Source organism: Arthrobacter sp. PM3, from assembly GCF_003352915.1.
In the GTDB taxonomy this organism is placed as follows: domain Bacteria; phylum Actinomycetota; class Actinomycetes; order Actinomycetales; family Micrococcaceae; genus Arthrobacter.
Genome location: NZ_CP022314.1, coordinates 1175820 through 1201528, shown reverse-complemented (window position 1 = coordinate 1201528; position 25709 = coordinate 1175820). Strand labels below are relative to the sequence as shown.

Sequence of the window (25709 nt, the reverse complement as noted above, 5' to 3'; positions counted from 1 at the left end):
CGTGACCAGGACCTGCGCCCGCGGCGACGGAACACCCCCGCACCCGCCCGCACCGGCGACTCCCGCGTTTCCGGTGCCGGCGCCGCCTACGCCGGCGGCCCGGGTCATTCCATCGCCGCCAGTGTTGCCGGCGGGGACGGCGGCATCGCTTCCCGCGCCCGTCCCGCCGCCCGTGCCGGGGTTGGTGGTGAGGAGCCAGGTGGCGGTGACGTCGGCGCGGAGCTGGGCCAGGGTCCGGGACTCGCCCGGGCCCTGCAGCGCCCGGGCCGCGGCGGTGGTCCGTTCCCAGATCCCCGCGGCAGTATCGGCCGGGAGCCGGGCCGAGAGCCAGGCCATGCCGTCCCGGTCCGGGACAAACTCCACCCGCCGCTCCGCCACCCCCGTGGCGTGGCGGGCCTCGATGCTCTCCGGGTGGTGGCGTTCCCGCCAGGTGCGCGCCTTGGCCCGGAACCGGCCCGGGGCCAGGTCCCCGGCCGGGCAGCCCCGCGCCGGGTCCGGCGCGGCGGGGTCCAGGAAATGCGCCTCCAGCCCGGCCGCCCCCGCCAGGTCCAGATTCGCCGCCTCATCAACCATGATCCGGGCATGCTGCCAGGACACCGACCCGGCCTGCAACGCCGCCAGCGTCAACGGCAACGACCCCGTCAGCGCGAGGGCGTCCGACAGCAACGCTCCGGCGGTCCGTTCGCTCACGGTCAGGACGCCCGCGACCTCCGCGACCACGGCCATCTCCCGCGTCGTCGCCTCCCGCGCCGATGCCGCCGGGCCGGCCAGGTACCCGGCGGCCTGCACGTAATCGGCGGCCAGGCGCACCTTCAACGCCGCCACCCCTGCCTCCACCCGCGCCACCAACGCCAACCCGTCCAGGCACCCGTCCGCGAAATCCCGCAACGGATCCACCCCGGGCTCAGCAGCACCGGCCGAATCGACATCCGCACCGGACGAAGCGGCCCCGCCGGCAAGGGCAGCCAGCGCGGCAACAGACGCGGCGACAGCCGCCAGCGCCTCACCGCTCTCCGCACTCAACGCCGCCCTGCTTTCCATACCCACAGTCTCGCAAGGGGGTCTGACATTTTTGACGCCACCGGCCGGACGAACCGCGAGCAATTCAAACGGCGAACGACTTTCGGCCAAAATTAGCCGGAGCGCGGGCGCGGATGCCCGGCCTGGCGGCCGGGTCGGCAGCGGAAGGCCCGGGCCATCCCCAGCAGCCGCACCCAACAGGGACGGCAAAAACCGTTGAGTGCCGCACCTCGACGTAGTAGCGTGACAAATAATGTCAACGCATATTACGAATACCCGGGAGTGAGTATGGCGCATTTGACAAGCCGGCTGGTGGCCGCCACGGCCGCACTGGCATTGAGCATGGCGGGCGGCGCCGTCGCCGGCCCGGGGTTTGCCAGCCCCGCGTTCGCCGACCCGCGGGAAACCGAGAAGACCCCGACCGCCACCGGGTACGGCGGTGCGGTGAGCACAGTGGACCCGGAGGCCTCCGCCGCGGCGATAGAGGTCCTCCGCAAGGGGGGTAACGCGGCCGATGCCGCCGTCGCAGCAGCTGCGACCCTGGGCGTGACCGAGCCTTACAGTGCCGGCATTGGCGGCGGGGGCTACTTCCTGTTTTACGATGCGAAGACCGGCACGGTGGGCACGGTCGACGGCCGCGAGACCGCGCCGGCAACAATGCCGCACGACGCGTTCATCGACCCGGCGACCGGCAAACCCTACAATTTCACGCCCGAACTCGTCACCAGCGGCGTCTCCGTCGGCGTCCCCGGCACGCCGGCCACCTGGGAGCGCGTCCTCGACCGGTGGGGCACGCTCAGCCTGGGCGACGCCCTCAAGCCGGCAATCAAAGTGGCGACACGGGGCTTCGTGGTCGACCAGACATTCCGGCAGCAGACGCTCGACAACAAGTCCCGGTTCGAGGCCTTCCCTTCCACGAGGAACCTCTTCCTCCCCGGCGGTGACGCTCCGGCCGTCGGCAGTGTCTTCCAGAACCACGACCTCGCCGCCACCTACAGGCTCCTCGCCAAGGAGGGCACCGCCGGCTTCTACGGCGGCCCGCTCGCGGCCGAGATCGCCGCCACGGTGCAGGCTCCGCCCAAGACCGCCGGCACAACGCTTCCGGTTCCGGCGGGCCACCTGACGACGGCGGATCTCGCCGCATACCGCGCCCTGGACCAGGCGCCCACGCATGTGGACTACCGGGACCTGGATGTCTACGGCATGGCGCCGTCGAGCAGCGGCGGCACCACGGTGGGCGAGGCCCTGAATATCCTGACGCCGTTCAACCTGTCAGGCATGTCGACGCCCGGTGCCCTTCATCACTACCTCGAGGCGAGCGCGCTGGCCTTCGCGGACCGGGGCAAGTATGTGGGTGACCCCGCGTTTGTCGGCGTCCCCGCCGCGCTTACCGACCCCCTGTTCGGCAAGGAGCGCGCCTGCCGGATCGACCCGTTGCACGCCGCGGCAAAGCCCGTGGCGCCGGGAGACGTGTCATCGTACGACGGCGCGTGCCCGGCCGCCGCCGTGGCGCCCGCCGACGAGAAGGACACCGAGAACATCTCGACGACCAACCTGACGGTCGCGGACAAGTGGGGGAACGTCGTCGACTACACGCTCACGATCGAACAGACCGGCGGCTCCGGCATGGTGGTCCCCGGCCGCGGCTTCCTGCTCAACAACGAACTGACCGACTTTTCGACCGTCTACAACGCGGCTGACCCGAACCGGATCGAGCCGGGGAAACGCCCGCGCTCGTCCATGTCGCCGACCATTGTCCTCAAGGAGGGCAAGCCGTTCCTCGCCCTCGGCTCCCCGGGCGGGTCGACCATCATCACCACCGTCCTGCAGACGATCCTGAACCGGGTGGACCTGGGCATGACCATCTCCGGAGCGATCGCCGCGCCGCGCGCCTCACAGCGCAACACGGCCAAGGTCACGGCCGAGCCTGAATTCATCGCCGCGTACGGCAGCCAGCTGGCGCCCTTCGGCCATCAGTTCACGCCGTCGGGGGATGCGTTCACGTCTGCGGCGGAGATCGGCGCCGCGACCGCCATCGAGTTCCTGTCCGACGGCGGCATGGTCGCCGCCGCCGAGCCCGTGAGGCGCGGCGGAGGATCGGCGATGGCGCTTAAGGCGCCGCCAAGGTAAGGCGGCGCGCCTTAGGAAGACACGGGGCCGGCGTTGAGAGCTGCCGCAACCAGCCGGTCAAAGCTTTCGGTGCCGTTCTCCGGAGGCACGACCGTCAAGACCGCAAGCCATTTCCACGGGGCGTCCTTCTGGGCCGTTGCCACCCGGTGCACCTGCAGGTTCAACCCCGGCACCCCGTCGACCAGGAGCGGCCGCCGCTCGCCGCTCTTGACCAGGTGTTGAAATTCCTTGACCGACAGTTGGTCGCCGGGGGTGTTGGTCACCTCGGCCACGGTGTCGTTCACCCGCTTGACGAGCCCGCGCATGAATTCGCGGCGGCCCGACGCCGCGTGCGCTGTGAGCAGCGCGGGGAAGACGATCGTGAACAGCAGGACGCCGCCCCAATTTCTGACGAAGGGCAGGAAGATCATCAGGAACAGGCACAGGATCAACCCAAAGAGGCTTAGTGCGACGAATCTCGCCGCCGGGTTATCGCCGGGCTTCCTGGACCAGCGCACGATGGCGACGGTGTTCTTGCGGGGCTGGTTGAGCTGTGAACTTGCCATGATTAGTACCCCTTCAGTTCCATCAGTGCTTCGGCCAGAATGACCGCCTCACGCGCTTCCTGCAGATCGCTCAGCAGGCCCGAGTCCGGAAGCGGAGACGCAGGGATGCTGGAGCCGGCGAGGTCGGAAAAGATCCTGCCGAGTTTTTCGCGGTCCTGGGAGAGCATCCGGGACGAATTCAGCTTCACCCGGCTCAGTTCAAGTTCCTGCAGCGATCTGTGGATGGCCTCGCGACGCTCCAGCATCAGGGACAGCTTGTCCGTGATGACTTGGGCGCGTCCGCGGAGCATGGACTCCATCTTGCGTGCCACGTCATGGAGTTCGATCAGGGCGGTGTAGCTCTGCGGCGACCTGGCGTGGCGGTCCAGCTGCCCGCCGACGTGGAGCCGGCGCTGCTCCCATTCGGTGACGGCGGATTCGTAGGGCACCAGGAGCAGGGAGACGGCCGAGAGGGCCTTGTCCAGCGACGCCGCCCGCGTGCTCAGGCTTGCAGTGGCGGCATCCAGCCGCGCGAGAAAGGTGTCGTAGTTGTCAGGGAGTGGGGCGCTGTCAGTGTTCATGGGTCACCCGCCCGCGGCGGCAGGATTTCCCGTGCCGGATACTGCCCCCATCTTTCATGGCAAGAGAATAGAGGCTCGCAGCCTGACGGCATAGGGTGACCACATCGGCGGGATGCCCAGGCTTCCTCTGGACAAGGTTGGGGTTCGGATGAAACGGATCGGGTTTCTGTCCTTTGGGCACTGGGGCGACGTCCCCGGGAGCCGCGTGCGATCGGCCCGGGACGCCCTCCTGCAGGCGGTGGAGCTGGCCGCGGCCGGGGAGGAAGTCGGCGTCGACGGCGCGTTCTTCCGGGTGCATCACTTTGCCGAACAGCAGGCATCGCCCTTCCCGCTGCTCGCCGCGATTGCCGCCCGCACCTCGCGCATTGAGCTCGGCACCGGCGTCATTGACATGCGCTACGAGAACCCCCTTTACATGGCGGAGGAGGCCGCCGCCGTCGACCTCATCAGCGGCGGCCGGCTGCAGCTGGGCGTCAGCCGCGGCTCACCCGAGACGGTGAAGGCCGGTTATGAGTCGTTCGGGCACCTGCCGGCCCGGGACGAGTCCGACGCCGACATGGCGCGCCGGCACACGGCGCGCTTCCGCGCGGCCATCTCCGGTGCGGGCATTGCCGCGCCCAACCCGCAGCTCAGTGGACACCGGGGGCTCGTCCCGATCCAGCCGCAGTCACCATCGCTTCCGGAGCGGATCTGGTGGGGCGCCGGCAATCGTGCCAGTGCCCGGTGGGCGGCGCAGGAGGGCATGAACCTCATGTCCTCCACCCTGCTGACAGAGGACACGGGGGTGCCCTTCGACCAGTTGCAGGCCGAGCAGATCGCCGGCTTCCGGGCTGCCTGGGCAGAGGCAGGGCACCGGCATGCGCCGCGGGTGTCCGTCTCGCGCAGCATCATTCCCCTGATCGACGACGAATCACGGCGGTACTTCGGGGTGCGGGCCCAGGCCGATGCCCGGGACCAGGTGGGCTACCTCGACGGCGGACTGGCCCGCTTCGGGCGCAGCTACATCGGCGAACCGGCCCGTCTCGTTGAGGAGCTGGCCCGGGACGCGGCCGTGGCCGCGGCGGACACGCTCCTGGTCACCGTCCCCAACCAGCTCGGCGTGGATTTCAACCTCCGGCTGCTCGAGTCGATCTCCCGTGACCTGCGCCCGGCGCTGGGCTGGGACTGAGGCATGGATTGCAGAAGAACTGATAGTTCTCGTAGGCAATCTTCTTGACCACGGGAGTGTTGCCGGCCTATCGTCAGCCTTGCTCCGGCGCCTGCGCCGGGGCCGTCCCGGCGTTCCGGGCACCGCCCGGGGCGGTGTGTGCCCTGCCTCAGCCACGCGCAGAACTGGCATGCCGCGCGCCGGGTCAGTACCGTCGTCGTATCATCATTTTCGCAATCAGGCGGGGGCACCATGAGCAGGAACGGCAAGACCGGCAAGAACCGGCACAAAGGCAAGCGCCCGGCCGGCAAGAGCGGTGCCGTTTCCCCGGCCCATGACTCCGTTTCCTTGAGCACGTTCCGGGTAGGCCGCGCCCTGGACGCGCTCACGCCGGCCTTCGTTCAGTGGTTCGATGACGGCTCGCCCGGCGCTGCCCCGATCGCGCTGGGATGCCTGAAGCAAGTCGAGAGCGTCCTGGGCCGCTACATGGACAGCACAGCCGCTGCGGACGTGACGGTCTTCGAGCCGGTTCCCCTGGCGGTGGCCGTCACCGACGAAGTGGTTGCCGCCGCTGGTTCCGGCTCCTCTGCCGGCGGGACGGCAGAGGCCGGGGATGCCGGATTCGTCGTCAGTGCCATCTACACCTATATCGACTTCCTGTCCGATACCGGCCGGTGGAGCGGCACCGCGGAACAGCTGGCCGGCGTACTGGACTTCCTTGACGCCATCGGGCAGCAGGAGGACGACGGCGCCGGCGTGATCGGCGTGCCGGACGTGCCCGAGCAGGAGGCCCTGGACGAATTGTCCCGTCTGCCGCTGGTCCGACGGGCCACGGCGCTGCTTGAATGGATCGGAGACGGGCGGCCCGTCACGGGAACGGGTGCGCTGCGTTTGCGCGACATCGAGGCGGCGGCCGCTTGCGTCGGCGTGGCCGCCAGGGGCGGCACGAAGCGGGCCGGCGCCCCGCTCCCGGGCACCGCCGGCGCGGCGGACGTGCCGACAGTCCGAAGCATGTACGAAGTGCCCCTGCTGGCACAGATGTGGGCTGCCCTCGAAACGGCTGAGCTCATCAAGATCACGTCCACAAAGGCCGTGCCATTCGAGGGGGTCGACGCCTTCCTGGCCGGCGGGCCGTCGGAGCGGCTGGAGGAGCTGGTGTTCTTCGTGGACAGCTTCCTGATGTCGGCGGTACTTGACTACGATCCCGAGCAGCCATGGGAAAGAATTGTCGCCGGACTGCAGGCATCGATCCTCATCGCGGCGGCAACGGACGATCCGCCGTTGCTCGAACGTGTGCTGGCCGCCCCTGACGCGGCTCCGGCCGAGGAAAAGGCCATGACGCGGCTGTTCACCGACATGGCCGTGGACCGGCTCAACGGGCTCGCCGACCTCGGATTGCTGACTATCGACACGCACTTCCGCGTCCCGCCTGCCCTGATCCGCTGCGTGGCGAATGTCTTTGATGACGAGTGGGTGCTCGCCGGACTGGGTCTCGCGCCGGCGCCTGACGCCGGGGATGAACACCGGCTGCCGGGCGCGTCCTGGGCCGGGACGCCCGTGCTTCAGTTGAGAATACTGCTCAACGGATCCAAGCCGCCCATCTGGCGGCGGGTTCTCGTTCCTTCCGGCATGCCGCTCCCGCAGTTTCATGAGGTGATCCAGGCCCTGTTCGGGTGGCTGGGTTACCACCTGCACGAGTTCAGGATCGGCGGGTCCCGCGGCCCTGCATACGCACCGGTGAATCCGGACGGCGAGGCAGAATTCTACGGCGAAGCCGCCCGGGACGAATCGACGGTGACGGTCGGGGACCTGCTGCCGGCCGTGGGCAGCACCATGACGTACACCTATGATTTCGGCGACAACTGGGTACACGGCATCAAGGTGGAGAAGATTCTGGCCGGGGACGACGACGGCGGGCAACTCCCGCGGTGCACCGCCGGCCGCGGCGCACCGCCTGCGGAGGACAGCGGCGGGACGTGGGGCTGGTCAAACATCGTCCAGGCGGTCAACGATCCACGCCACGCGGACCACAAGGAATACCGTGAGTGGCTGGGCATGCTGCCCGGCGATGCGCTGGACCCCCACGACTTCGACCAGGACGAGGTCAATGAGGAGCTGGCGCACCTGTTCTGACCACGGATCAGGTCACCGGGTCCAGGCTATTGGGCTCAGGTCATTGAGTCGATGGCTACGGTGATCGCCAGGACGAGCGGGATGTCCTCGCCGTCCGCGACTTCGACGCCATAGGATTCGCGGACGCGGAACCACTTCTTCGAAATCGTCGCGACGGTGTGGCCGTCGCGCTCGATCTCGTACTCGTGGTCGGTGATGTTGCCGTGCGCCTTCAGGTCGGCCCCGCCGGCCACGTCGATGGAGAAGCGGTCCCGGAGCCCGATCAACGCCTTGTGGACCGTGGCAGCGGTACCGCCGCCGCGCTCGATGTCGACCTTGTCCCGGACCGAGAGTTTGCGCTCCTGGATGCGCGCCACCTCGTTTCCGGAGGCGTCCTCCAAAACGAATGTGTCCCGGATCCTGACCGCCTTGCCGTTGACCTTGTAGGCGCGCTGGCCCTGGTCATTTTCGATCCAGAAGTCATCCCCGATCGACAACAGTTTTTCCCGCATCTGAAAGCGCGTGGCTGCGGGTTCGTCGTGCCGGTGCCGTAAAAGTCCCATATTCCGACCCTAGGACCGCTCCGCGGCCGGGCGCGTCACCCGAACCGGGTGGTCCGGGTCGGCCCCGCGATAAGCCTCGAACTGATTTCAGTGGCCCTACTATTATTTTGATTCGAAACATTATCCACGGCGCCGTGGAGCCGAATAAGGACGTGACATGACCGAAATCCGATGGCTTGAAGCGTTCGTTGCGGTTGCCGAGGAACTCCACTTTGGCCGCGCCGCGGTGCGCCTGCACACGTCCCAATCCCCATTGAGCCAGACTATCCGCAAGCTCGAGGCCGACCTCGGGGCGCGGCTCTTCGAACGGAACACGCGCAGCGTGGCCCTCACGCCCGCCGGCCACGCCCTCCTTCCGCGCGCGTACCGCGTGCTGCAGGAGATGCGCCTTGCCCGTGAGGCGGCCCAGGCGGAGATCGCGGGCATCCGGGGCACCTTCCGGATCGGATTCTCCGGGGCGGTGAACCATCTGACCCTGCCGCCGCTGACCCGGGCGCTGCGGCGGCGTTACCCCGATCTCGCGCTGGAACTGACCAGCAGGGTGCGAACCGCGGATGGGCTTGCAAGCGTTGCGAACGGCACCCTTGACCTCGCGTTTGTCGGCCTGCCCGATAAACCGGTCCCCTCGGTCACGGCCAGGCTGGTGGCCCGCGAGGAAATCGGGGCGGTGCTCCCGCTGGATCACCCGCTGGCCCGCGAGGGGTCCATACCGTTGCAGAGCCTCGCGGGGGACGACTTCATCTCTCCTCCGATGGACGGCTCGTCCTCCATGACGGAAGTGCTGCTCGCGTCCTGCATGGCGGCAGGGTTTCGTCCGCGGGTGGTGCAGGAACTGTCTGATCCGTACATGGTCCTGACGTTCGTCGCCGCGGGCGTCGGCGTCACGCTCATGAGCAGCGGCATTGCGACCATCATTCCGTCGGGCGCCACCTACGTGGCCCTCGAAAACCCGCCGCATTACATGAACCACGCGATTGCCTGGTCCTCTGAAAACGATTCCGCCGTCCTGGCGGCAGTCCTCGCCGTCGTCGAAGAGATCTTCCCCGACGGGCTCGGCTGAACAAGTTCCACCGCGCACCCGATTGAGACTCATATCCACATAGTGATAGACCATTTCTGTCGTGGACTTACACAGTGCCACGCCTCACACTTGTGGATGAGCCGCACAAGCGGCGGAACCGATCCGCGAAACTGCCGACCTTAGGGGCAGCACGGCCACGGTTCCCGCTCACATGAAGGGAACACCATGTCAATGTCGACATCGGCGTCAGCACGTCCCCGGAACAACGCCAAGATCGCGGCGGTCTCCGGGTTTGTCGGAAGCGCACTCGAGTACTACGACTTCTTCATCTTCGGCTCAGCGGCCGCGCTGATCTTCGGGAAGCTGTTCTTCGCCCCGGGCCCGTCATCGATGCTGTTGTCCTTTGCGACGGTCGGCGTCGCCTACGTCGCCCGCCCGCTCGGGGCCGTAATCTGCGGTCACCTGGGCGACAAGTTCGGGCGCAAGAAGATCCTGCTGTTCACCCTGCTGCTGATGGGCACCTCGACGTTCCTGATCGGCTGTCTTCCCACCTACAGCCAGATCGGCATGGCCGCACCCGTCCTGATCGTCGCCCTCCGGCTGCTGCAGGGACTGTCCGCCGGCGGCGAATCGCCCGGTTCGAGTTCGCTCACGCTCGAGCACGCCCCGGACACCAGGCGCGCCTTCTACACGAGCTGGACGATGAGCGGCATCATGTTCGGGATCGTGCTCTCCACCCTGGTCTTCATTCCCGTGGCCTCCATGCCCGAGGAGCAGCTCCTTGCCTGGGGCTGGCGCATCCCGTTCCTCGCGAGCGCCGTCGTGACCGTCATCGCCTTCGTGCTCCGCCGCCTGCTCGAAGAGCCGCCGGTCTTTGAAGAGGTCAAGGACAACGACGAAGTGGTCAAGGTGCCCCTCCTGACCCTGTTCCGCCACCACTGGGTCACGGTGCTGCGGATCACGGCGATGTCCCTGTTCACCATCATCAACACGATCATCAACGTCTTCGCCCTCTCGTACGCCACCACGGTGGTCGGTGTCGACAAGGGCATGATGCTGACGGTCATCGCCGTGGCCAACCTCACGGCCGTCGCCATGGGCCCCCTGGCCGGCATCCTGTCCGACCGGATCGGCCGCAAGCCCGTCTTCCTCACAGGCCTGGTGCTGCAGATCGTCATGATCTACGTCTTCTTCACCGCCCTGTCAGCCGCGAACCTTCCCTTGATCTTCCTGACCGGGATCCTGCTGATCGGCGTTGCCTACACCGGCGCCAACGCGATCTATCCCGCCTACTTCCCGGAACAGTTCCCGGTCAAGGTCCGCTACTCGGGGATGGCCATCAGCCTCATGTTCGGCCTGCTGCTGGCCGGGTTTGCCCCGGCGATCTCCGAACTCCTCATGGGCGGCAACAAAGCCAACTGGATCCCGGTGGCCACATTCGCGGCCGTGGCGTGCCTCATCTCGGCGATCGCAACCCTCACGGGACCGGAAACGTTCAGGACGCCGACTGCCCGGCTGGGACTGAAGAAGACCCGCTCGGCGCTCCAGGCGCCGTCGTCGGCCGGGGCTGCCGCTGTCCAGTCCGAAGAGGCACGGGTATGAGCGTCCAGACCGTGGACACCAGGGGGGTGTTTGAACCCCGGGTTGCCGATCTCTGCCACCGGTTCGTCGTCGGCCTGCTCGGAGCCGGCATCGGCGGATCGCTGACGCCCGGCCTGCACGAGGCCGAAGCCGGTCGCCTCGGGCTCTCCTACACCTACCGCGTGATCGACCTCGACGCCCTCGCTAGGGACGCCACGCGGTCCGCCGCGCTGGTCCGCAGCGCAGCTGACCTCGGCTACGACGGGCTCAACGTCACCCACCCCAGCAAGCAACTGGTCCAGGACGGCCTGGATGATCTCTCACCCGAGGCCCGGATCCTGGGCGCCGTCAACACCATCACCTTCCACGGCGGTGCGGCCGTCGGGCACAACACTGACCACACCGGCTTCATCGGCGGCTTCCGGGCCGGCCTCCCCGGCGCCGCCACGGACCTCGTGCTCCAGATCGGCGCCGGCGGGGCGGGAGCGGCGGTAGCCTTCGGGCTGCTGCGGTCCGGCGCCAGGCACCTGGTGATCGCCGACATCGATCCGGCCCGGGCCGAGGGCCTCGCCGCGCGGCTGGCCCCGCACTTCCCACACAGCGAGGTGACCGTGACCGGCACGGACGCCCTCGCACCATACGTCCGCGAGGCCGACGGGCTGGTGAATACGACGCCGATCGGCATGAGCGGCCATCCGGGCCTTCCGGTGGACGCCGGGTACCTCCACTCCGGGCTCTGGGTCGCCGACGTCATCTACCGGCCGCTGGACACCCCGCTGATCCGGGCCGCCCGGGACCGGGGCTGCGCGGTGCTCGACGGCGGACGCATGGTGGTGGGCCAGGCCGCCGCGGCCTTCGAACTCTTCACCGGCGTCCGCCCCGACGCCGCGCGCATGCTGGCCCACTTCCGGGACGCGGTCCGCGCATGAATCCGGTGCCGGAGACGATCGCCGAGTCCCGCTGCCTCGTCATCGGCGCGGCGAGCGGCATCGGCCAGGCGACGGCGGAACGCCTCCGGGCTTCCGGTGCCGCCGTCGTCGGGGCCGACCTGCCGTCCGCGCGCTGGCCCGGCGGGCACGCGGGGACCTCCGGACCGATGGGCAGGTCCCTCACGATGGACGTCACGGACGCCGGGTCGGTGCACTCGGCCGTGACCGACGCTGTCCGGGCCCTGGGCGGCCTCGACGCGGTGGTGAACTGCGCCGGCGTCCTCGGGCCGGTGGCCCCGGCCGCAGCCACATCGGTCGACGACTTCGAACGCATCCTGGCGGTCAACCTGACCGGAGCGTTCGCCGTCTCCCGGGCCGTGCTGCCCGTCATGGCGGCCGCGGGCTACGGGCGGCTCGTCCATATGTCGTCCACGGCAGGCAAGGAAGGCGTGATCAACATGCCGGCCTACTCGGCCAGCAAGGCCGGCATCCTGGGCCTGGTCAAGTCCCTGGCCAAGGAATTCGCCCTCACCGGCGTCACCGTGAATGCCCTGGCCCCCGGCAATGTCGTGACGCCGCTGTTCCAGGAAGTTCCGGCGGAACAGCAGGCGGCGCAAGCGGCCAAAATCCCGATGGGGCGTTTCGGCACCCCCGAAGAAGCCGCCGCACTCATCGAGTTCATCGTTTCCCCCGCGGCCTCCTACACCACCGGATTCGTGTTCGACCTCTCCGGCGGCCGCGCCACGTACTAGCCCCGACCCCAACACCTTCCAGACCACGCAGCAGAAAGACATCCCCACGTGACCACCCCGCCAGCCACCACCCCGCCAGCCATGCCACAGCCGGCCACCACCTCCCGCACCCTCCGCGTCGGAATAGCCGGCTGCGGCGCCATCTCCGGCAACCATCTGGAAGCCTTCCGAGCCCTCGATGACGTCACGATTGCGGGAGTGTGCGACGTCGACCTTGACCGGGCGCGCGCCACCGCGGCCGCCTGGGATGTCCCGGCGGCCGTCGCCACGGTGGGGGAGTTGGTGGACCTGGGCCTGGACCTTGTGTCCGTCTGCACGCCGCACCCCACCCACGAAGACGTGGTGTTGCAGGCCGCCGCAGCCGGGGTCCACGTGCTCTGCGAGAAGCCGATCGCGATCGACCTTGCCTCCGCGCAGCGCATGGTGTCGGCCTGCGAGCGCGCAGGGGTGAAGCTGGGCGTCCTGTTCCAGCGGCGCTTCTGGTCCGCGGCGCAGCGCATCCGGGCCGCCATCGACGACGGCACGCTCGGTGCGCCCGTCCTCGGCCAGTGCTCCGTGATGCTGCACCGCGAGCCCGGGTACTACTCCCGCGACGCCTGGCGGGGCACCTGGGCCAGCGACGGCGGCGGGGTGCTGATGACCCAGGCCATCCACTACATCGACCTGCTCCAGTGGTTCATGGGGGACGTCGCCGAGGTCTACGGCAGGATCAACACTTACACGCACGGCGCCTACATCGAGGTGGAGGATTCCGCCACCGCCGTCATCACATTTGCCTCCGGCGCGATGGCCACCCTGGAAGCCTCGACGGCGGTGTCCCCGAGCCTCGGTGTGCAGCTCCGCATCACGGGGGAGACGGGCGCCTCCGCCTCGCTCACCGAATTCCCGGAGGGCAGCGACGCCCGCGTGGACTTGTGGGCCGTGGCGGAAACCATCGACGCCGAGGCGGCCTACCCCGCCGGCGTCGAACCCAACGTGGACCTCTCCGCCATCAACGGCCAGCTCATCCCGCACCACACCACCCAGGTCCGCGACTTCGTGCAGGCCCTCCGCGACGGCACCGACCCCGCGATCACTGGCCACGACGCCACCAAAGCCCTCCGGATCCTCCTCGCCGTCTATGAGTCATCGCGGACCGGGCTCCCGGTGCGTTTCGACGCACCGGTGGACGGCCGGCCCCTTTTCCCAGCCAAACTTCAGACTCCGGCACCGGCAGCCGGCTAAGGAACACCATGGAACACAACACCCCCCGCGCGGCCCACACCCTGAGCGCCCCGGCCCTGGCCGCGCAGCCCCTGCCCCTGGGCCGCAACGGCCGCACCCCGAAGGTCCTCCGCAACCGGCTCGCCTCCGCCCCCATGGAACGCAACTACGGCACCACCGAAGGCGCCATCACGGAGCAATACATCGACTACCTCGTCACCCGGGCCAAGTCAGGACTCGGGCTGGTCACCACCGAAGCCACCTTCGTCCGTGCCGACGGCAAGGGCCGAACCCACCAGTTGGGCCTGCACACGGACGCCATGATTCCCGGCCTGCGCCGGCTCACCGACGCCCTGCACGCCGAAGGCGCGCTCGCCGCCGTCGAACTCAACCACGGCGGACGCACCGCGCAGGCCGCCGTGTCCGGGTTCAAGAACCTGGCGCCGTCGCCGGTGCCGTGCGCGACGGCGGGCGGCGAGGTGCCGCGGGAACTCACCGCCGCCGAGTGCCACGAGCTCGTGGATGCCTATGCCCAGGCTGCCCGCCGGGCCGCGCAGGCAGGCGTCGACGTCATCACCATCCACGGCGCCCACGGCTACCTGATCCACCAGTTCATGTCGCCCCTGTCCAACCACCGCACCGATGAGTTCGCCGCGCCCGAACACTTCATGAACCTCGTCATCGATGCCGTCCGGGCCGCGGTCCCGGACACGATCGTGGGCCTGCGCGTCTCCGTGGTGGAAGGCCCGGCCGGGGGCATCAGCGCCGAACAGCAGGTGGATATCATCGCCAAGGCCCACCTGGAGCACCTGGACTTCCTGGACCTGTCCGCCGGCAGCTACGAGGCCGGCGAATGGATCGTGCAGTCCGGCGAATGGAAGCCCGGCATCCTGGCCGGCTACGCCACGGCCTACCGCCGGTTCGGGCTGCCGCTGGGCATGGCCGGCCGGCTCAACTCCCCGGAGATCATCGAGGAGGTCCTCCGCGAGGGGACCTGCGATTTCGTCAGCCTTGCCCGTGCCATTCACGCCGACCCGGCCTTCGCCGACGGCGTCCTGCACGGTGGACGGTACCGGCCGTGCATTGCCTGCAACGTCTGCATCGACAACCTCGGCCTCGGCCAGGTGACGTGCACCGTCAACCCCGCCGTGGGCCGTTCCCGCCTCCCCGTCCCGACGCCCGCCGTCCGTGAGCGTTCCCGCGTCGTGGTGGTGGGGGCCGGTCCCGCCGGCCTCACCGCCGCCCGTGAACTCGCCGAGGCCGGCGCCGACGTGACCGTGGTCGACGACGGCGCCCGCCCGGGCGGGCAGTTCGCCCTCGCCGAGCGGATGAAGTCCACGCCGGACTTCCACCGGTTCGCCGAGTGGTCGGCTGCGGAGAACGCCCGGCTGGGTGTTGACGTCCGCACCGGCACGCGCGTGGACACCGGCTCCCTCGGAGACCTCGTCCGGGATACCGCGGCGGACGCCGTCGTGATCGCGACCGGCGGTACCCGGCCGGCCGCCGGCTTCCCCGGCGATGATGACCCGAACGTCGTCGACGTGCGCGCGTGGCTCTCGGTCCACCCGGAAATCCTCGACGGCGGCGCGGGCCCCGGGGCCGTGACCATCTGGGGCGCCGACTCCGTCGCCATGAGCGTGGCGGATACCCTGGCCGACCGCGGGACGGCCGTGCTGCTGGTCGGCCCCCAGAAGGTCATAGCGCCCGAATCGGGCCGCCGCGCCAAGATCCTGGCCGTCCCGCGGCTGGAAGCCAACCCCCGGGTGCGGATCCGGCTCGGTGCGGCCATCGAGGAGTACGACGGCGCCCGGGTGCGGATCAGCGGCCCGGGCCTTCCGCCCGGAGGCGAATGGTTGGACGCGCCCGGACCTCTCCTGGTCTCCCGGTCGGCGCTCCCGCTGGACCCCTCGGTCCCGGCGGACGTCCGGGACGCGCAGCTCAGCGCCGCAGCCGGGGTGCCCGTGACCCTGGCCGGCACCGTTGTGGACCAGACCCCGGCGATCGCCTCCAACGCCGTAAAGAGCGGCTACGACGCGGCCCAGCGCATTGCCGCGCGACTGGCAGCTGCAACCCCGGACACCACGACGATGAGCCTGAACGGAGCAGCATCATGACCGGCACCGTCCGACCCGCAGTGGGGCTCGCCCAGCTGTCCCTCCTGAACACCACTCCGCCGCAACTGCTCGGCATCGCGGCGGAAGCAGGCTTTGATTTCATTGGCGCGCGCGTCCGTCCCGTCACTGCCGCGGAACGGCCGTACGATCTCCAGCCGGGCGCGCCGATGCTGCGGGAAACCCTCGCCCGGATGCGGGACACCGGGGTGAGCGTCCGCGACATCGAATTCCTCCTGCTGGACGGCACCGACCAGCAGGAGGCCTGGCTGCGGATGATGGAAGCCGGCCAGGCCCTGGGCGCCGGATCCCTGACGGTTGCGGCCGCCGACCCGGACAGCGCCCGGCTGGTCCACACCCTCGCCCGGATGACCGAGGACGGACGCGGCTTCGGGATCATGCCCACCCTTGAGGCGATCTCCTACCAGCCCATAGCCTCGATCGCCCAGGCCGCAGACATCGCCCGGCAGGCCGGCTGCAGGATCGTGGTGGACACCCTGCACTTCAACCGCTTCCGGGGCCCGGACAGCAGCGGGACGGACCCAGGGCAGTGGGACGAGCTGCGGGACAACGCCGGCCTGGTGCCGCTCCTGCAGCTGTGTGACGGCCCGGCCCGGCGGCCGTCCAGCCGCGAGGACCTCGTCACCGAATCACGCTCGGAGCGCGAGGTCCCCGGCGAGGGCGACTTCGACCTCGCCGCCGTCGTCACCATTCTCCCCGAGGGACTCCCGGTGAGCGCGGAAACGCCGTCGGACCGGCGGGTGGCTGAACTCGGCGAACTCGGCTGGGCCCGCCGGCTCAAATCCGGAGTCGACGCGGTGCTGGTCGCCGCCGACGCACTCCGGGACGCGGAAAACCTCCAGGAAGCCGGCCCCCGATGACCAGTGAAGACACCACGACGGCGGAATTCACCCCCGGCGTCCGGATCCCGCTCATCGGGCTGGGAACCTGGCCCCTGACCGGCGAGGATGCCGCAGCGGCGGTGGCCCAGGCGATCCGCAACGGCTACCGGCACATCGACACGGCCGAGAACTACGCCAACGAGGCCGCCGTGGGGGAGGGGATCCGGCGCAGCGGCATCGACCGCGGCCTGCTGTTCCTCACCACCAAGTTCAATACCGAATGGCACGGCCGGGACAAAGTGCGTGCGGCCTTCGGTCACGCCGTGAAGCGGCTCGGCACCGACTACCTGGACCTCTTCCTGGTGCACTGGCCCAACCCCGCCCAAGGGCGGTTCGTCGAAGCCTGCGAGGGGCTGCAGCGGCTGGTGGATGAGGGCTCCATCCGGGCCTGGGGCGTGTCCAACTTCAAACCGGCCCACCTGGAGCTCCTGGCGGGCGCCGGGCTTCAGGTCCCGCTCAACCAGGTGCAGATCGACCCGGAACACGGCCAGCCCGGCCAGCTTGCCTACCACCGGGACCACGGCATCCTGACCGCGGCCTACAGCCCGCTTGGCCGCAACGGCGCCTTCCTCGGCCACCCCGCCATCACCGGCCCGGCCCGGGACCTGGGCAAGACGCCCGCGCAGGTCGTCCTGCGCTGGCACGTCCAGCACGGCCGCGTGGCCATCCCCAAGTCCGCGAACCCTGAGCGCCAGCGCGAGAACCTGGACGTCTACAGCTTCTCCCTGTCGGCCAAGCAGGTCGCCGCGGTCGATGCGCTCGACACCGGGGCCCCGCCGCGCCTGGATTCTGACACCTTCTTCCACTGAAAGAGAAACACCATGGCTTCACTGCAGGAAACCGAATCTCACCGCCCGAACCTGGACTGCGACGTCCTGGTGGTCGGGTCCGGGGCCGGCGGCCTGTCCGCCGCGGTCACGGCCGCCTATCACGGGCTGAAAGTCATCGTCGTCGAGAAAGCCGCAGTCTGCGGCGGCGCCACGTCCTGGTCCGGCGGCTGGGCCTGGACGCCGGGGAACCCGTTGGCCAAGGCCGACGGCGTCAACGAGGGCCGTGAGCTCTTCCGCACCTACCTGCGCCACCGCCTCGGCACGCACTACCGTGACGACAGGGTCGAGGCGTTCCTGGAGGCCGTCCCGCACATGGTCGGCTTCTTCCAGGCCAAGACCAGCCTGCAGTTCGTTCCCGGAACCAACATCAAGGACATCTACGGCAGCACCCCCGGTGCCGGCACCGGGCACCGCTCGGTGGGACCCAAACCCTTCAACGGCCGGCGGATCAGGCCCGAACTGCGTGCCAAGATGCGCCACCAGCTCTACGAGACCTCATTCCTGGGCATGGGCATCATGGCCGGGCCGGACCTCACCAGATTCCTCTCCGCCTCGCGGGGCAATATCCGGGGGATCATCCACGCCGGCTGGCGCGTGGGGCTGCACCTGCTGGACCTGGCGACCCACCGGCGCAACATGCAGCTGGTCAACGGCGCCGCCCTCACCGGCCGGCTCATGAAATCCGCCGACGACCTCGGCGTGGAGATCCGCGTCTCCACGCCTGCCAAGCGCCTGCTGACCGACGCCGCCGGCAGGGTGACCGGCGCCGTCGTGACCTCACCGGAGGGTGAGCTCCAGATCAACGCCGCGCGCGGCGTCGTACTGGCCGCCGGCGGCTTCCCAAACGACGCCGGCCGCCGCGCCGCGCTGTTCCCCCAAACTCCCACCGGCCGCGAGCACTGGACGCTGGCGCCGAAGGAGACCACCGGCGACGGCATCACGATGGCCCAGGCCGTGGGCGCCCGGTTCGACACCGACGTCGCGTCCCCGGCCGCGTGGTGCCCGGTCTCGCTGGTGCCGTACCGCAGCGGACGCACCGGGACGTTCCCGCACATCATGGACCGCGCCAAACCCGGCAGCATCGGGGTGCGCGCGGACGGGCGGCGGTTCGTCAACGAGGCCAACGGCTACTACGACTACGTCGAGGGCATGCTCAATGCCACCCCGGACGGCGAACCCGTCGAGGCATGGCAGATCGCCGACGCCGAATTCGTCCGCAAGTTCCCGCTGGGCATGGCCAAACCGCTGCCCGTGCCGCTGTTTCCCTACCTGCGCTCCGGCTACCTGAAGAAGGGCAACACCCTCGAGGAACTGGCCGTGGCCTGCGGCATTGACCCGGACACGCTCGCCGCAACGGTCGCCGAATTCAACCGGAATGCGCGCAACGGCGAAGACCCCGACTTCGGCCGCGGCGCCAGCGCCTTCAACCGCTACGGCGGGGACCCGAAGAACACGCCCAACCCGTCGCTGCGCCCGCTCGGGAAAGGGCCGTTCTACGCGGTCAGGATCGTGCCGGGATCATTTGGCACGTTCGCCGGCCTCGCCGCGGATCCGCGGGGCCGGGTCCTCGATGAAGCCGGGAAGCCCATCGCCGGGCTCTACGCCGCAGGAAACGACCAGGCCTCCGTCATGGGCGGGCACTACCCGGCCGGCGGCATCAACCTCGGGCCGGCCCTGACCTTCGGCTACCTTGCCGGGCGCGACCTCGCCAACGCCACGCACTACGAGGACGACGGCAGCCTGGCCCCCGGCGCGGGGACCGGGGAGACCCCGGCCCCGCTGCCCGCCTCGGCACAGACCGCCTCCGCACTGGCAGCCTCAGCGCAAACCGGCGCAGCCTGACCCGGAGGCGGCTACCGCGGCAAAGGGGGCCGACGACCGGGGATGGCCGCCCGCCCCCTGTGCACTGGCGGTCGGAGACCGTGGGGTCCAAGCTTTAAGCAGCGGCCGGGCGCGGGAGCAGGCCGCCAGCCAAACAGCCGCCGGCGCCGGCCCGGACACCGACCCCGGCATGGAGTGCGAGGAGAACGGCCATGGTCGACACAGCACCGCGGAGCCTGGGGACAAGCACCCGGCGCGATCTCGTGACGCAGCTGCTGGGAATCTGGCTGCTCCTCGCCGTGTTCCTGGACGGCTGGGCGCACCTGCACGTGCCCGGGCTGGAGACGTTCTTCACCCCCTGGCACGCGGCCCTGTACTCGGGTCTGGCCGTAACGGCCGCCTGGACGGCGGGTGTGATCTGGCGGAACCGGGTGCCCGGTGAACCGCTGGCCAAAGCAGTTCCGCCCGGCTACGGGGGTACGGTGATCGGCGTCGTGCTCTTCGGGGTGGCGGGCCTGCTCGACATGGCATGGCACGAGATCCTCGGCATCGAGGTCTCACTCGACGCGCTGGTGAGCCCGACCCATCTGCTGCTGGGGTTCAGCCTGTTCCTGATTCTCGGCACCGGTGTCCGGAGCGCACGGGCCGGCCGGGGTGACGCCTTCGACTGGACGCTGCCCGCTGTCCTGTCCGTCGTCCTGCTGACCGGGCTGGGCGCGTTTTTCCTGATCTATTGTTCGGCGTTCGTACGGGTCCCGCCGGCCGTACCGTACGTGCCGACGCCGATCGGCAGCGCCGGCCACAGTCAGGCGGAGATGCCCGCGGCCCTGGGGATGGCCAGCTACCTGGTGACGACAGCGCTGGTGGTCGTTCCCTTCCTGTACTCGGTTTCGGCCGGCCGCCGGCCGCCGCGGGGCATCATGACCCTGACAGTCGGCGTGGTGGCGTGGCTGCCTCTGGCGATGTCGGGGTTCCGGCCGGCGGCGGTCGCCGGCGCGGCGGGGGCGACCGTGGCGGCCGTCGCCGTCGACGTGCTGCTGGCCAGGCTGCCAGGGCACTGGCTGGAAAACCGGCTCCCGCCCGTCACGGCCGTGCTCGCGGCGTCCGTCTGGACGGGCCAACTCGTCGGCATTGCCCTGCTGGCCGGGATCGGGTGGCCGGTGTCGATGTGGCTGGGTGCCGTTGTCCTGAGTTCGGGGGCCGCCGCGGGGCTGGCCAGTGTCAGCACGTGGAACCGGCGCCCTATCCGGATGGCGGGTCTGCGTGCAAGCATGGGTCCCGGCGACGACGCCAACGCAGACGCACCGTGAGGGGACGCGATGAATTCCAACGAACTGCTGCTGGACGCATTCGGCCGGATCCATGAGACCGTGGCCGCCGCGCTCCAGGGGGCCGACGGCGACACCCTGGCCCGGCGGCCCGCCGGCAACGGCAACTCCATGGCGTGGCTGATCTGGCACCTGGGCCGGGTCGAGGACGCCCAGGTGGCGTCCGCCGCCGGTTTGCCGCAGGTGTGGACCTCGCAGGGGTTTGCCGGCAGATTCAACCTGCCGCTGCCCGAACGCGACACCGGCTACGGGCACTCGAGCGCCCAGGTCGACGCCGTGCGGGCACCTCGGGACCTGCTGCTTGAGTACTACGACGCCGTCCATCGACAGACCGTCGGGTTCCTGGAAACCCTGGCTGACGAGGACTTTGACCGCATCGTCGATACCCGCTGGAACCCGCCTGTCACGCTCGGGGTGCGGCTGGTGAGCATAATCGCCGATTGCCTCCAGCACGTCGGGCAGGCCGCCTACGCCAAAGGCCTGGACCGCGCGCAGGCTTAGGCCCCGGTGGCCCGGCTTTGCCGTGGCGTTCTCTTGACGCGGCCGGGCTGCGGGGGTAGACAAGGGCCATCCCGGTGTCGTTTCGACAGTAGCGGAGTGAGGGGTGAGCGATGACCGGATTAGTTGCTCTCCGCGCCCTGGCGCTCGGCTGGGCGGCCCTCGCCGCCGCGGAGGCGGTGGCTGCGGACGACTGGGCGTATTACTTCGGCGTCTTCGTGATCGTACTGGCCCAATGCGCCGGTGTGCCGCTTCCCGCCGTGGCGGTGCTGCTGGGGGCCTACGCCTCGGCCCGCCACGGCGACTTGAACCTTGCCGCCGTGATCGCCGTCGGCAGCCTCGGTGCCATGCTCGGGAGCACCATCGGCTACATTCTGGGGCGGGCGGGAGGCCGTCCGCTGATGTTGAAGCTCGCGAAACGCTTCCACGCCGACGAAAAACGCATCGTCCAAATGGAGTCGTTCTTCGAACGGCACGGCGGCACGGCCTTGTTCTTTGGCCGCTGGGTCATAGTCGTCCGGCTCTGGGGCGCCATTGCCGCGGGGGCGGCCAAGATGGCGTGGCCGAAGTTCGCGCTGTGGACCATCATCGGGTCCATCGCCTGGGTCGCGAGCCTCAGCGTCCTGGCCTACCTGGCCGGGGCCCTGGCTCACGCCCTTGGCGACGCCCTCGACATCGGCGGCTGGGTGCTGGTCCCCATCGTCCTGCTGGGCCTGCTGATTGTCTGGCGCCGCCGCAAGCGCCGCAAGCTCAAGTCAGCGGACGCTTCCGGGAACGGCGCGCCAGACGCGGAAGCAACGTCCGGCACAGAATAAGCCGGGCCCCCGCAGGCGGCTTTAGTGGAAGCAGGTTCAGTGGCAGTGGTCGGATTCCGTCGGCTGGACGTCCAGGGAAGGATTCCGGTCGAAGAACCCTACCGGCTTGAGCCAGAAGGCGACCGTGTCGACCGGCATCACGGGCCATTCTTCCGGCCGGGTGATGTGGTGGATGCCGAACGTATACCAGAGGACGACGTCGGTGTTCTCCACTGAGCGTCCCTGGCGCACCCATTCGGGCATGCCCAGCCCGCCCCCGCCCTGATTGACGAATTCCCCGGCGGGCCAGCGCTCCTCGGCATGGTTCGGGGTCACCCACACGGTATGGCCGATCACCTCCGCGCGCTGGAAAATCGGGGAGCTCGGATCAAAAAATGACGGGAACGTCCCGCTGGGCACGAGCTTGTAGGACACCGGGGTGCCGAGCCCGTTCCTGGAGTTGTCGTTGGCCACCACCCAGGACCGCTGGGTCTCCCAGTTGTAGTCGTCGGGCCCCTCAATGGTGATGGGGGTCTTCGTCTGATGCAGGGCCAGTCCGTAGGGGTTGTCCGGGCCCATAGGCACCATTTCCGTTTCCGAGCGGTAGACGGTGTTGGCGGGGCCGTCGATATCCAGGTCCATCCGGGCCACCAGGAAGTGCTGGTGGAACGGCGCGTAGGTCCGGTCGTCCACGAGTGTTCCGCAGGGGTGGTCCTGGCCCTCCGCAAACCGTGTCACCACCATGATGCCGGTGGCGCGGACCTCGCACTCGATGTTGCCGTCCTGGTAGAAACGCCAGTAGACGAGGTACTCATAGTTGGCCACAGTCACATGGAAGGACACCACCAGCCGGCGCATCCGGCGCACCTCCGTGCTGCCGTTGTGGTCCATGTGCTTCCACAGCACCGCGGCGTCCTCTTCGTGAATGCAGATCGCATTCTTGATGGTGTACGGCTCGCCCGCCGAATTGTGCATCACGGCATCCAGGTACCGGACTTCGCCGAGGCAGTCGCAACCCAGTTCCAGCGACGTCGTCATGAACCCGAGACCCCATTCGCCGACGTCGAACGCGGTGCGGCGGTAATGATCGACGCCGGGATCGCGGTAGGGGACAGCCATCTCGGCGAAAGACAGGCGGTTGGCGATCGGCCGCTCACGGCCGCCGTCACGGTAGCTGACCCGGTGGATCGTCATGCCTTCGCGGTAGTTGAACCCGATCCGCATGGACCAGTTCTGCCACCTGAGCCGGTTGCCGTCCAGGTTGAAGGAAACTCCTTCCGGCTGGACAATCTGCAGGGGTTTGAGCTCCTCGCGCGTGCTGGCGTTTCGGATCCGCTCCGGGATCATCGCGGGCACGTATTCACCCATGATGTCCGGCGGCTCGACCGCGACGGCGTCCTCGATCTCCAGAAGTTCCATCGAATTGACGTCAATGATGCAGTGCAGCCCGTTGACCGGGCCGGCATAGGGATTCGCGCCGGCGCTGGCCCGGAGCCAGGTGTCCGACCAGCCGATCCGCCGGTCCCTGTACTGTTCCGGGATCACCGCGGCTCCGTAGGTCCAGACGTCCATGAACACGAGGGACATGTCCGTGATGCCGCGCTTGGCCAACGCCGCAATCACCTCCGGATGGGTGCGCAGGGCCTCATCGGCTTCCTCCCACTCGTCCACGGTCAGGTTCGGCTGCACGCCCGGCATGAGGGTGAAGGAGATGACCGCGCCGCGGGTCAGCGACAGACGTGCCTGGTAGACGGCGTTTGAGGCCCGTTCGAAACAGTTCACCCCCACAACGCGCTCCGGAACCGGCCCCGCGGGATCGGACTCGAAGGCGGCGACGGCGGCCTTGTCCGGTTCGATCAGCTCAACGGCCGTCAACCGCCAGGCGGGCGCTGAGACGCCATGGGCACTGGCCAGCAGTGCGGCGGCCGAGCGGAACTCCTCCGGGCCGAGTGGATCCAGCGGATGGAACGGGGATGCAGTGCTCACGGAACTCTCCTTTGAGGACGCGGAGGACAAGCGAGTGAGTAGAGTTTAGGCGCGGTCCCGGTCATCGGACCAGAGACTTCCAGCCCGTTGCATCGGCGCGCCGGCCGGGGGCCCAAGTGGTGCCCAACGGGTCCTCGATTTACTGGACTAACGCCACCGGCGCGCACGATGTCCCCGCCTGCAGATCAGTTCGGAACCTGGGGGCGGCCAGGTCTGGAGGCTTGCGGGGCCGCGGCGTAGATTTGACGTTGACGCCGCACCGAGGAGTGATCGATGAGCGAAGTTATCCAGCGCCTGCTGACGGCGCTCAATGACCACGACCTCGAGGCAGCAGCCGCGCTGTTCCACGACTCCTACGAAAGCGTGCAGCCGGCCCACCCCGCCAGGGCCTTTGTGGGACGGGCACAGATGCACGCGAACTGGGCCGCCATGTTCGCCGGGATTCCGGACTTTCACGCAGAGGCAGTCCAATCGGTGGACCACGGCGACACCGTTTGGAGTGAATGGACCTGGGCCGGCACCCGCACGGACGGGCAGCCCTTCGACATGCGCGGCGTGACGATCTTCGAGATCCGCGACGGACTCATCACGGGCGGCCGGCTGTACATGGAAGAGCTTGAACGTGAGGACGTTGGCATCGCCGAGACCGTCCGGCTGCTGGCGGGCCGGCTCCCGGATCAGCCCGCGGACCCGACCGGCTGAGTGCCGGGACCGCCGTCCGGCACGAACTCAAGAGCACAGGAGAACCCGATGTTTACGAAGCGCAGGGCCGCGGCGCTCGCCGCGGCAGGCTCCTTGGCACTTAGCGGGTGCGGTGCGGCCCCCGCCCTCGAACGGTCGGATGCCGTGACGGCGGTATCCGACGGGGTCCAGGCCGCCGTCGTCCGCGGCTGGGGGCCAGTGCTGGCCGGCGATGAGTTCAACTACACCGGGGCGCCCGACCCCGCCAGGTGGAAGGTCTATGACGGTCCGGGGCATTCGGGCAAGGGTGTCCGGAGTCCGAAGGCCTGGGCGGTAGCCGGCGGCGTGGTGACCGTCAGCGGCGATGCCAAGGGCACCACCGGCGGCATGTCAGCCAGGTTTGCCCAGCAAAAGTACGGCCGCTGGGAAGCCAGGATGAGGACCAACGCGCGGGATACGCAATATCACCCGGTCGTGATGCTCTGGCCGAACAACAACATCTCGCCCACCTGCGCCGAAATCGACTACGCGGAAGGCACCGCGGACACCACCAAAATCAAGTTCAACCTGCACCACGCCTGCAAAGGCCCGAACTTCCAGACGCGGGCGGCACGGACCCTGGACACCACCCAGTGGCACAACTATGCCCTGGAGTGGACTCCTGCCGGGATCAAGGGCTACCTCGACGGGATGCTGTGGTTCAGCGACACCAACCCGGCGCACCAGCCCACTGTGGGGATGCACCAGTCGGTGCAGCTCGACTGGTTTCCCAACGGAAACCCCACCAATCCAAGCCAGATGCAGCTCGACTGGATCCGGGTCTACAAGTAGGCTCCGGTACCGGCAGGCTCCGGGGCCGGACTATTGCGCGGAGTGGCCGCTCGGCCCGGCCATGTCTGCCGCGCCAGGCATCCCGTAGTCCGGTCCGGGCACAGCTTTTAGCGCGGCGAGGTGTTCGACCAGCGCCCGTTCCGGGTGCCCGGGGTGCGCAGCAATCTGCTGGCGGAGAAGATCCCTGGCGCGGGCATGCTCCGGCGCGGTGTCGGCCAGGACGGCTTCGATAATCCTGGCGGCTTGATGTCGGATTCCGGCAGCATCGGCGGCGTATCCAGGGCCGGATGCCAAGTCAACGTGTTCCTGTTCCTCGAGGCGTCCGGGAGGGGACGACGGCTCCACCGACATGGGCTATTCCTTT

Annotated in this window: 23 protein-coding genes; 17 read left to right on the top strand and 6 right to left on the bottom strand. The window is 69.0% G+C overall.

The window, feature by feature from the left end; genetic code table 11:
* Positions 1-1041: DUF222 domain-containing protein (locus tag CFN17_RS05545; protein WP_208750350.1), on the bottom strand; the 1041-nt coding region annotated here is incomplete at its 3' end.
* A gap of 267 nt (positions 1042-1308) precedes the next feature.
* On the opposite strand from CFN17_RS05545, the gene ggt reads away from it, so the two are divergent.
* Positions 1309-3150 carry a gamma-glutamyltransferase gene (gene ggt, locus CFN17_RS05540; protein ID WP_208750349.1) on the top strand — a complete coding sequence of 614 codons (1842 nt, stop codon included), beginning with the start codon at positions 1309-1311 and terminating at the stop codon, positions 3148-3150.
* Positions 3151-3161: 11 nt separating this feature from the next.
* On the opposite strand, the gene CFN17_RS05535 is transcribed toward ggt, so the two are convergent.
* Both CFN17_RS05535 and CFN17_RS05530 read right to left on the bottom strand, forming a co-directional pair.
* Positions 3162-3695 carry a hypothetical protein gene (locus tag CFN17_RS05535; protein WP_208750348.1) on the bottom strand — a complete coding sequence of 178 codons (534 nt, stop codon included), beginning with the start codon at positions 3693-3695 and terminating at the stop codon, positions 3162-3164.
* A 2-nt stretch (positions 3696-3697) separates the two neighbouring features.
* A complete protein-coding gene (locus CFN17_RS05530; RefSeq protein ID WP_208750347.1) occupies positions 3698-4255 on the bottom strand; it encodes a hypothetical protein in 558 nt (185 codons plus the stop codon).
* Positions 4256-4403: 148 nt separating this feature from the next.
* On the opposite strand from CFN17_RS05530, the gene CFN17_RS05525 reads away from it, so the two are divergent.
* Together CFN17_RS05525 and CFN17_RS05520 are read left to right on the top strand one after the other, a co-directional pair.
* A complete protein-coding gene (locus tag CFN17_RS05525) occupies positions 4404-5423 on the top strand; it encodes an LLM class flavin-dependent oxidoreductase (RefSeq protein WP_208750346.1) in 1020 nt (339 codons plus the stop codon).
* A gap of 231 nt (positions 5424-5654) precedes the next feature.
* A complete protein-coding gene (locus CFN17_RS05520; RefSeq protein ID WP_208750345.1) occupies positions 5655-7535 on the top strand; it encodes a plasmid pRiA4b ORF-3 family protein in 1881 nt (626 codons plus the stop codon).
* 35 nt (positions 7536-7570) lie between these two features.
* Here CFN17_RS05520 and CFN17_RS05515 read toward each other — a convergent pair whose 3' ends face one another.
* The gene (locus CFN17_RS05515) at positions 7571-8077 is read right to left on the bottom strand and encodes an LURP-one-related/scramblase family protein (protein ID WP_208750344.1); all 507 of its coding nucleotides are present in this window, start codon (positions 8075-8077) and stop codon (positions 7571-7573) included.
* A gap of 157 nt (positions 8078-8234) precedes the next feature.
* Between CFN17_RS05515 and CFN17_RS05510 the strand changes: the two genes are divergently transcribed.
* From CFN17_RS05510 to CFN17_RS05455, 12 genes are all read left to right on the top strand, one after another.
* Positions 8235-9137, top strand: a complete 903-nt coding sequence (locus CFN17_RS05510) for a LysR family transcriptional regulator (RefSeq protein ID WP_208750343.1) — start codon at positions 8235-8237, stop codon at positions 9135-9137.
* Positions 9138-9323: 186 nt separating this feature from the next.
* Positions 9324-10700 carry an MFS transporter gene (locus CFN17_RS05505; RefSeq protein ID WP_208750342.1) on the top strand — a complete coding sequence of 459 codons (1377 nt, stop codon included), beginning with the start codon at positions 9324-9326 and terminating at the stop codon, positions 10698-10700.
* A complete protein-coding gene (locus CFN17_RS05500; RefSeq protein ID WP_208750341.1) occupies positions 10697-11608 on the top strand; it encodes a shikimate dehydrogenase in 912 nt (303 codons plus the stop codon). The genes CFN17_RS05505 and CFN17_RS05500 overlap by 4 nt, the downstream gene beginning before the upstream one ends.
* Positions 11609-11613: 5 nt before the next feature.
* Entirely contained in the window at positions 11614-12360 is a 747-nt protein-coding gene (locus CFN17_RS05495) for an SDR family NAD(P)-dependent oxidoreductase (protein ID WP_261792384.1), read from the top strand.
* Positions 12361-12408: 48 nt separating this feature from the next.
* Positions 12409-13584: a Gfo/Idh/MocA family protein gene (locus tag CFN17_RS05490; RefSeq protein ID WP_261792383.1), complete on the top strand. Its 1176-nt coding sequence runs from the start codon at positions 12409-12411 to the stop codon at positions 13582-13584.
* A gap of 8 nt (positions 13585-13592) precedes the next feature.
* The gene (locus tag CFN17_RS05485) at positions 13593-15677 is read left to right on the top strand and encodes an FAD-dependent oxidoreductase (protein ID WP_208750339.1); all 2085 of its coding nucleotides are present in this window, start codon (positions 13593-13595) and stop codon (positions 15675-15677) included.
* Positions 15674-16555: a sugar phosphate isomerase/epimerase gene (locus CFN17_RS05480; protein WP_208750338.1), complete on the top strand. Its 882-nt coding sequence runs from the start codon at positions 15674-15676 to the stop codon at positions 16553-16555. Before CFN17_RS05485 ends, CFN17_RS05480 begins: the two co-directional genes overlap by 4 nt.
* Positions 16552-17385 (top strand): aldo/keto reductase, encoded by an 834-nt coding sequence (locus CFN17_RS05475; RefSeq protein ID WP_208750337.1) that lies wholly within the window; start codon positions 16552-16554, stop codon positions 17383-17385. The genes CFN17_RS05480 and CFN17_RS05475 overlap by 4 nt, the downstream gene beginning before the upstream one ends.
* A 12-nt stretch (positions 17386-17397) precedes the next feature.
* Entirely contained in the window at positions 17398-19248 is a 1851-nt protein-coding gene (locus CFN17_RS05470) for an FAD-dependent oxidoreductase (RefSeq protein ID WP_208750336.1), read from the top strand.
* Positions 19249-19439: 191 nt separating this feature from the next.
* Positions 19440-20537 (top strand): hypothetical protein, encoded by a 1098-nt coding sequence (locus CFN17_RS05465; protein ID WP_261792382.1) that lies wholly within the window; start codon positions 19440-19442, stop codon positions 20535-20537.
* 9 nt (positions 20538-20546) lie between these two features.
* A complete protein-coding gene (locus CFN17_RS05460) occupies positions 20547-21056 on the top strand; it encodes a mycothiol transferase (RefSeq protein WP_208750335.1) in 510 nt (169 codons plus the stop codon).
* A gap of 110 nt (positions 21057-21166) precedes the next feature.
* Complete coding sequence (locus CFN17_RS05455; RefSeq protein WP_208750334.1) at positions 21167-21868, top strand: DedA family protein; 702 nt, start codon at positions 21167-21169, stop codon at positions 21866-21868.
* A 36-nt stretch (positions 21869-21904) separates the two neighbouring features.
* Here CFN17_RS05455 and CFN17_RS05450 read toward each other — a convergent pair whose 3' ends face one another.
* Positions 21905-23833, bottom strand: a complete 1929-nt coding sequence (locus CFN17_RS05450) for a primary-amine oxidase (RefSeq protein ID WP_261792381.1) — start codon at positions 23831-23833, stop codon at positions 21905-21907.
* 273 nt (positions 23834-24106) lie between these two features.
* Between CFN17_RS05450 and CFN17_RS05445 the strand changes: the two genes are divergently transcribed.
* Together CFN17_RS05445 and CFN17_RS05440 are read left to right on the top strand one after the other, a co-directional pair.
* Positions 24107-24535, top strand: a complete 429-nt coding sequence (locus CFN17_RS05445) for a nuclear transport factor 2 family protein (RefSeq protein WP_208750332.1) — start codon at positions 24107-24109, stop codon at positions 24533-24535.
* A gap of 48 nt (positions 24536-24583) precedes the next feature.
* Positions 24584-25345, top strand: coding sequence for a glycoside hydrolase family 16 protein (locus tag CFN17_RS05440; protein ID WP_208750331.1), 762 nt, complete (start codon positions 24584-24586; stop codon positions 25343-25345).
* 30 nt (positions 25346-25375) lie between these two features.
* Here the strand turns inward: CFN17_RS05440 and CFN17_RS05435 are convergent, their stop codons facing one another.
* A complete protein-coding gene (locus CFN17_RS05435; protein WP_208750330.1) occupies positions 25376-25696 on the bottom strand; it encodes a hypothetical protein in 321 nt (106 codons plus the stop codon).
* Between the last annotated feature and the right edge of the window lie 13 nt (positions 25697-25709).